Consider the following 7,014-nt stretch of genomic DNA (forward strand, 5'->3'; position numbering starts at 1 on the left):
CAACAATGGCTGCAAGCTTGTGAAACCTGATTCTCGGCATCGTCGTTGTTTTCCACTGCGGGTTCGGCCAGCGTCCTCATAACGCGGGCGCGTCGCCGATATGGGTGCGCGCCAAGCCGTGTTCAATTTGCCGTGATCGGCGAAGCGCGCTTCTACATCAAAGTTGCACCGCAATATAGTCTGAAAGTTGCAAGATCATTGCCCCGGCGGACAAGATGCGCCCGCCGCGGCCCAGTCTTCGATCGCTTGATAGGTCGCTTCGGCAGAGCCCGGAGCCGGTTCACGATCCGGCCCCGGCGCCCAGCCCCAGGCGACCAATCTGTCGTCGCGAACATGCAGCGCGATGTCCTTCAAGCTGCGGTTGCCATTGCGCAGGGGATCCCTGATCTGGGCGCAGATTTCGGCCGAGGATTTGCCGAACCAGGCCATCTCGGCCGGCGCCAAATGCCAGTTCTCGGCCCCGGGCGGCCCGTGCAATGCCTTGGAATTGCTGGAGAAATGGCAAGTCGTGCAGCGCAGGCCCGGATTGCCGAAGCCCGACCCGTCAGCACCGCGCTGGACATTGAAGGCGTGAACGCGCGTACCGCGATAGTGCGCACCCGACCATCGCGGCCGGTCGTCCGCGACATGACAGTCGGCGCAGCGCGGATGCGAGAACACCGCATAGACCTTGTCCCATTCGGGCAGGCCTTTCGCCGCGTCGACGGTCGCCGGCGCCGGCGTCTGGCTCTCTTGCGCAATCGCAAACGGCGCTGCGAGCACGAGCATGGCAGCAGGCGTCAGCATGATGAGGAGCTTCTTCATGCGAAGGCCACCGTTTTCGACAGCGGCAGCGTGCGGATGCGCTTTCCGGTGAGCGCGAAGATGGCGTTGGCGAGTGCTGGAGCCGCCGGCGGTGTGCCGATCTCGCCGACGCCGCCCATCTTGTGGAAATTTTCCAGGATGGCGACTTCGAAGACCGGGCACTGGAAGATCCGCATGGCATCGAAATCGTGGAAGTTCGACTGTTCGACCATGCCGTCGGCGAAGGTGATTTCCTGACCCATCGCCGCCGAAAGGCCGTAGATGGCGGCGGAAATCAACTGCGCCTCGATGATGCCGGGATCGAGCGCGGTGCCGACATCGGCGGCGATCCACACCTTCTCGATGCGGATGCCGGCCGGCGTGTCCGCCACCTGAACGATCTCGCCGACCCAACTGCCGAAGGACAGCGTGAAGGCCATGCCCTTGGCCTTGCCGGCGGGCAGCGCCTCGCCCCATTTCGCCATCGCGGCGACTTTCTCGACCGCCTTCACCGCCGAGGGATAGGCGGCCATCAGTCTCTTGCGCATCTCGACCGGATCGATTTTTCCGGCGACCGCGATCTCGTCCATGAAGCCCTCATGGAAGAAGCCGTTGACCGAACTGCCGACCGAACGCCAGGAGCCGACAGGGATGGAGACCGGCGCCGCGATACCCCTGACCCGATAATTCGGGATCGTGTAGGGCTGGTCATAGGCGCCATCGACAATGGTCTTGTCGGGACCGAGCGGCGATACCGAGGGGAACAGCCGGCGCAGCGTACCGGCAATCACCGATGGCGAGGCCATCTTCATGTCGACCGCGATCGGCATGCCATCGTCACCGAGCCGCGCCTGGAACTTGCCGATAGCAGCCGGCCGATAGGCGTCGTGCCGCATGTCTTCTTCACGCGTCCACGTCACCTTGATCGGGCGTCCGCCCGTCTCCTTCGCCATCAGCGCGGCACACAGCGCGTAGTCCATCTCGACGCGCCGGCCGAAACCGCCGCCCATGAAGGTGGTGTGCACATTGATCTTGTCCTGCTCGATGCCGACCGCGTTGGCGCAAAGCTGCCGCACCAGGGTCGGCGCCTGGTTGCCGCACCAGATGTCGAGCGCACCGTCCCTGAACTGTGCCGTGGCGTTCATCGGCTCCATCGTCGCATGCGCCAGATAGGGCACGGCATAGTCTGCCTCGATGATGCTTTCGCGCGGCGCGTCGGCAAAGGCGGTTTCGACATCGCCATTGTCGCGCATCACCGACCCCTTGGTGGCAAGCGCCTGCTTCAGCACATCTGAAATGGCGGCGCTGCTGAGCGGATATTCAGGATCGGACCACTGGGCGTCGATCGCCTCGGCCGCCTTGAATGCTGCCCATGTATTATTCGCGATGATACCGAAGCCATGGCCGTAATTCGTCTCGAGCAGCACGATCTTGATCACCCCAGGCATTTTCTCGGCTTTGGAGAGGTCCGCCTTGACCGGCTTCGACCAGAAGCGCGGGCTCATCTTGACCGTGCCGTAGACCATCTCCGGCAGCCGGACATCGATGCCGAAGATCGGCGCCCCGGTGAGCTTTGCCAGCATGTCGATGCGCTTCTGCGGCTTTCCCAGCAGCTTCCAGTCGGCCCGGTCCTTGAGCCTGACTTCGGCCGGCCGCGCCATCGCGGCGGCAGCCGCGGCGACCGCGCCGTAGGTCAGCGATTTGCCCGACGCCTTGTGCAGGATCGAACCGTCGGCCGTTTCCAGATCGGCCGCCGCGACACCCAGTTTTTGCGCTGCCGCTGCGACCAGCATCTGCCGGGCAGCGGCACCCGCTTGCCGCATCTTGTCAAAACCGTCGCGTGTCGAAGCCGAACCGCCGGTGCCCTGCAGGGCAAGGAATTTGCCGACCACACCGAGACCGGAACGCACCGCCTGCGCGGTCAGGCTTTCATCGAAGAAGGCGAACGGACCGCCCTCCTCGAGGATCGCGGCGTTGTAATAGGCATGGGATGCCGGTCCATGCTCGACCATGACCCGGTCGAGCCCGACGTCGAGTTCCTCTGCGACCATGGCCGCAAGCGTCGTCGAGATGCCTTGCCCCATCTCGGCGCGCGGCGCGACGATGGTGATGGTGTTGTCGGCGCCGATTTTCACATAAGGGTTGAACGTCGCCTCGCCCTTGCCAAGCTCGGCCTCGAGCGGGTTCGGGAACGGCTTGCGATAGTAGTAATAGCCGACGGCAACGCCGCCAGCGACAGCGGCAGCGCCAATCAGAAACGTGCGGCGGGCGATCTTTCCGACACTGGCCATGGTCAGAGCCCCGCCGTCTTGAGCGCCGCGGCCTTTTTGATGGCCGAGCGGATTTTGGGATAGGTGCCGCAGCGGCAGAGATTGCCGCCCATGGCGTTGTCGATGTCGGCATCGCTCGGGTCGGCGACTTCATCGAGCAGCGCCACCGCGCTCATGATCTGGCCGGCCTGGCAGTAGCCGCATTGCGCGACCTGTTCCTCCAGCCATGCCTGCTGCACCGGATGCAGTCCGCCTGCCGTGCCGATGCCTTCAATGGTGGTGACGGCGCCGCCGACCTCGCCGACGGGAAACGAACAGGAACGCACCGGCTGACCGTCGACATGTACAGTGCAGGCGCCGCAGGCGGCGATGCCGCAGCCAAACTTTGGCCCGGTCTTGCCAATGAGATCGCGCAGTGCCCACAGCAGCGGCATGTCCGGATCGGCGTCGATATCGAATGACTGACCGTCGACGGTGAGGCGCATGGGGATACCCTTTGTTGTCGTCCACTGCCAAGGGCGAAGCGGCCTCCCGGCCGTTTCGCTCCGATACAGATTGACAAATTTCGTCATTTTGTCAATTAGGATTTTGCAGGATAGAATTGCTCTATGAACCAGATCGAAGACACCGCCACCGCCGATCCCAAACGCGTCCGTATTCTGGATGGCGCGATGAAGGTGTTTTTGGCCTATGGCTTCTCGCGCACCACCATGGACGACATTGCCCGTGCCGCCGACATGTCGCGCCCGGCGCTCTATCTCCTGTTCAAGAACAAGACCGACATTTTCCGCGCCATCGCCATGATGATCCTGTCGCGCTCGGTCGAGGCGGCAAGGTTTGCCCTATCCGGCGACGGCCCTTTCACCGAGCGCATGATGCGAGCCATCGATGAGGCCTTTATCTCGATGATGAGCGCGGTCGTTGCCTCGCCGCACGGCGCCGAATTGCTGGACATGAAATCGAGCCTTGGCGATCTGGTGGGCTGCTGGCGCGGCGGGCTTGGCCAACACATCGGCGCCGCGATAGAGGGCGAGGCAGCCAGGAACGGCGTCGATCTGGCGGCCAGGGGCCTGTCGGCGCAACTGCTTGCCGACATGCTGCTCGACGGGCTGGAAGGCATGAAGGCGCGGATCAGAGATCCGGAAGGGCAGCGGCAGGCAGCCGCTGCCCTGATCAGGGTGATCGACCTGACCTTGAAAGCATGATTGCGGACCAATCGATGCACATCGATTGGTCGCTCAGGCGCGCCGGCGCTCTGCCTCCGGGTTCTTGCGGGCCGCAAGAAATTCCTTGACCCGCCGGCCGGGTGCCGGACCGCGTACCGGCTTGAAGCCGTCATCCAGTTCGCCGGAGAGATCGAGCGTCGGTCGCTTGCCGACGGCGTCGTAATTCTCTTCCAGCCAGTCGCTGGCGGCGGTGCGGCCGAGATCTCTGAGGTAGGTCAGAAACGCCCATTCGGCGTTGACCTTCGAGGACGCCGACAGGTCCTTGAACGCCTCGTCGGCATCGATGCGGTGCATGCGGATGTCGCGGTACTCGCCATGTGGCAGACGGCCGGCGGCGATCAGCTCCTTGACGAAGGCAATCGAGCGGAATTCGCGCAGCAGCCCGGCGTTGAAGGTGATCTCGTCGATGCGGTTCTGGATCTCGTTGGCGCTTCTTGGTGTTCCCTCGCGCACCACCGGATTGATCTGCACCAGAAGCACGTCCTCGGTCGCAGCCGTCTTGAAGAACGGATAAAGCGCCGGATTGCCGCCATAGCCGCCATCCCAATAGGGCACGCCCTTGATCTCGACGGCGCGGAACAATTGCGGCAGGCAGGCCGAGGCCATCACCGTATCGAGGTCGATCTCCCCGTCGGAAAAGACGCGCAACTGTCCGGTCTCGACATTGGTCGCCGAGATGAACAGTTCCATCGACTTGCAGGCGCGGACGTTCTCGAAATCGATCTCCTGCTGCACCACGTCGCGCAGCGGATTGAGGCCGAGTGGGTTGGCGACATAGGGCGAGAACACCCGCGACATGGTATCGAAGAAGAGATAGCCGGGCGTGTTCTCGATCGACCAGTTGCCCCAGGCGACGTCCCACGGCATGCGCTGCACCGGGCTGAACCGCCCCTTGGCCGCCACCGCGCGCCAGAAATCGTCAAGTTTTTGCCGCGCGCCTTCGACTCCGCCGCGCACATATCCGTCGGCCAGCGCCACCGCGTTCATGGCGCCGGCGCTGGTGCCGGACACTGCTGATATCTCCAGCCGTCCGTCCTCCAGCAGCCGGTCGAGCACACCCCAGGAAAAGGCCCCGTGCGAGCCGCCGCCCTGAAGCGCTACGTTGATCTTCTTCGTCTCCTCCGCCTTGCCGTTCTTGGTCATGGCGTCGTCCTTGATCTATCCCTTTGGGTGGATGAGAGAGTTTTGCGCCTCACGCGGCGGTCCAGCCGCCGTCGACCGACAGTTGCGTGCCGTTGACCTGCGCCGCCGCGTCCGAGCACAGGAACACCGCCGCTGCCGCGATCTGCTCCACCGTGACGAATTCCTTGGTCGGCTGCTTGTCCAGCATGACCTCACGGATGACGGTCTCGCGGTCCATCTGATGGGCTTTCATCTGGGCGGGGATCTGCGCCTCGACCAGCGGCGTCAGCACATAGCCGGGGCAGATGGCGTTGCAGGTGATTTTTTCGCGCGCCAGTTCGAGCGCAACGGTTTTGGTCAATCCCATGATGCCGTGCTTGGCCGAGACATAGGCCGATTTGAACGGCGACGCGACCAGGCCATGCGCCGAGGCGATGTTGACGATCCGGCCGCCGCCGGCCTTTTTCATCAGCGGGATGGCGGCCGCGATGGTGTGGAACGCCGACGACAGGTTGATGGCAATGATGGCGTCCCATTTCTCGATCGGGAACTCTTCCACCGGCGCGACATGCTGGATGCCTGCATTGTTGACGAGAATATCGACCGAACCGAATGTCTCGGCCGCCTTGGCGATCAGCGCCCGGCATTCGGCCGGCTTCGACATGTCGGCCTTGATATAGGCCGTCTTCGCCTTGTGCTGTCTGGCGATCGCGTCAGCGATGGCGTGGTCGGCAGCCGTGTCGGAGAAGGAGTTGACGACGACATTATGGCCTTCGGCCGCCAACGCCTGGGCGATGGCCAGGCCAATGCCCGATGTGGAGCCGGTGATGACTGCGTGTTTTCTGGCGGCCAAGGTCGAAATCCTCTGGTTGCGGCAAGAGCGATCTTATGTTGCAGTGCAGCATATATGCTCAATGCGACGCAATAACAGCGGCCAGAATTTTTCGACGAGATGAAATTTTCGTCATGAGCGGCCACACGGCCGCTCACCAGGAGGATCCTGATCGGATCGGAGTCGCTCGCCAGGCGCCGAAAGAACCTCAGGCGACCAGGTCCGGCACCGGCCCGACATAGCGCGACTGCGGTCGGATCAGCCGTCCAGTCGTCTGCTGTTCACGCGCATGCGCGATCCAGCCGGCCACGCGCCCGGCGGCAAAGACATTGCTGAAAGCTTGCGGCGGAAAGCCCGCCGCTTGCAGCACCAGCGCGGTGTAGAACTCGACATTGGTCTGCAGCGAACGCTGCGGCTTGGCGATCCTAAGCACCTCGAGCGCCGTTTGCTCGACGGTCTCCGCAAAGGCCAGCCGGCGACCGGTTTCGCCCTCGCCGCCGAGTTGCCGCACGACGGCCTTCAGCACATCGGCGCGCGGATCGCGCACACGGTAGATGCGATGGCCGAACCCCATGATGCGCCTGCCCTGCGCGATCTCGTTGCGCAGCCAGCCGGCGGCATCGCCATGCGCCTGGATCGCATCCAGCATCTCGATGACGGGGCCAGGCGCGCCACCATGCAGCGGCCCTTTGAGCGCGCCAAGCCCGGCCAGCACAGAGGATGTCAGGCCGGCCTGCGTGGAGGCGACCACGCGCGTCGCAAAGGTCGATGCGTTGAGGCC

At 63.8% G+C, this 7,014-nt stretch carries 7 protein-coding genes; 1 reads left to right on the forward strand and 6 read right to left on the reverse strand.

What is annotated here, in order from left to right:
• Nucleotides 1–195: 195 nt before the first annotated feature.
• The 3 genes from EN969_RS10630 to EN969_RS10640 are packed head-to-tail and all read right to left on the reverse strand — an operon-like array spanning nt 196 to nt 3,538.
• Complete coding sequence (locus EN969_RS10630; RefSeq protein WP_063169180.1) at nt 196–804, reverse strand: hypothetical protein; 609 nt, start codon at nt 802–804, stop codon at nt 196–198.
• The gene (locus EN969_RS10635; RefSeq protein WP_127419115.1) at nt 801–3,074 is read right to left on the reverse strand and encodes a xanthine dehydrogenase family protein molybdopterin-binding subunit; all 2,274 of its coding nucleotides are present in this window, start codon (nt 3,072–3,074) and stop codon (nt 801–803) included. Before EN969_RS10635 ends, EN969_RS10630 begins: the two co-directional genes overlap by 4 nt.
• A gap of 2 nt (nt 3,075–3,076) precedes the next feature.
• Nucleotides 3,077–3,538, reverse strand: a complete 462-nt coding sequence (locus tag EN969_RS10640; protein ID WP_063169182.1) for a (2Fe-2S)-binding protein — start codon at nt 3,536–3,538, stop codon at nt 3,077–3,079.
• Nucleotides 3,539–3,661: 123 nt separating this feature from the next.
• Between EN969_RS10640 and EN969_RS10645 the strand changes: the two genes are divergently transcribed.
• A complete protein-coding gene (locus EN969_RS10645; RefSeq protein ID WP_013529190.1) occupies nt 3,662–4,258 on the forward strand; it encodes a TetR/AcrR family transcriptional regulator in 597 nt (198 codons plus the stop codon).
• A 33-nt stretch (nt 4,259–4,291) separates the two neighbouring features.
• Here EN969_RS10645 and EN969_RS10650 read toward each other — a convergent pair whose 3' ends face one another.
• The 3 genes from EN969_RS10650 to EN969_RS10660 form a co-directional block, all read right to left on the reverse strand.
• Nucleotides 4,292–5,422, reverse strand: coding sequence for a patatin-like phospholipase family protein (locus EN969_RS10650; RefSeq protein ID WP_027162499.1), 1,131 nt, complete (start codon nt 5,420–5,422; stop codon nt 4,292–4,294).
• Between the two features lie 49 nt (nt 5,423–5,471).
• The gene (locus EN969_RS10655) at nt 5,472–6,263 is read right to left on the reverse strand and encodes a 3-hydroxybutyrate dehydrogenase (protein WP_063169183.1); all 792 of its coding nucleotides are present in this window, start codon (nt 6,261–6,263) and stop codon (nt 5,472–5,474) included.
• Nucleotides 6,264–6,441: 178 nt separating this feature from the next.
• Nucleotides 6,442–7,014: citrate/2-methylcitrate synthase (locus EN969_RS10660; protein WP_281060003.1), on the reverse strand; the 573-nt coding region annotated here is incomplete at its 5' end.

Origin of the sequence: Mesorhizobium sp. M7A.F.Ca.CA.003.01.2.1 (assembly GCF_003998945.1) — a bacterium.
Lineage (GTDB): Bacteria > Pseudomonadota > Alphaproteobacteria > Rhizobiales > Rhizobiaceae > Mesorhizobium > Mesorhizobium ciceri.

What these genes read in the sequence shown, in the direction of transcription:
- EN969_RS10645 (WP_013529190.1), top strand. Translation starts at nt 3,662, where the DNA reads ATGAACCAGATCGAAGACACCGCCACCGCCGATCCCAAACGCGTCCGT.
- EN969_RS10640 (WP_063169182.1), bottom strand. Translation starts at nt 3,538, where the DNA reads ATGCGCCTCACCGTCGACGGTCAGTCATTCGATATCGACGCCGATCCG.
- EN969_RS10650 (WP_027162499.1), bottom strand. Translation starts at nt 5,422, where the DNA reads ATGACCAAGAACGGCAAGGCGGAGGAGACGAAGAAGATCAACGTAGCG.
- EN969_RS10635 (WP_127419115.1), bottom strand. Translation starts at nt 3,074, where the DNA reads ATGGCCAGTGTCGGAAAGATCGCCCGCCGCACGTTTCTGATTGGCGCT.
- EN969_RS10630 (WP_063169180.1), bottom strand. Translation starts at nt 804, where the DNA reads ATGAAGAAGCTCCTCATCATGCTGACGCCTGCTGCCATGCTCGTGCTC.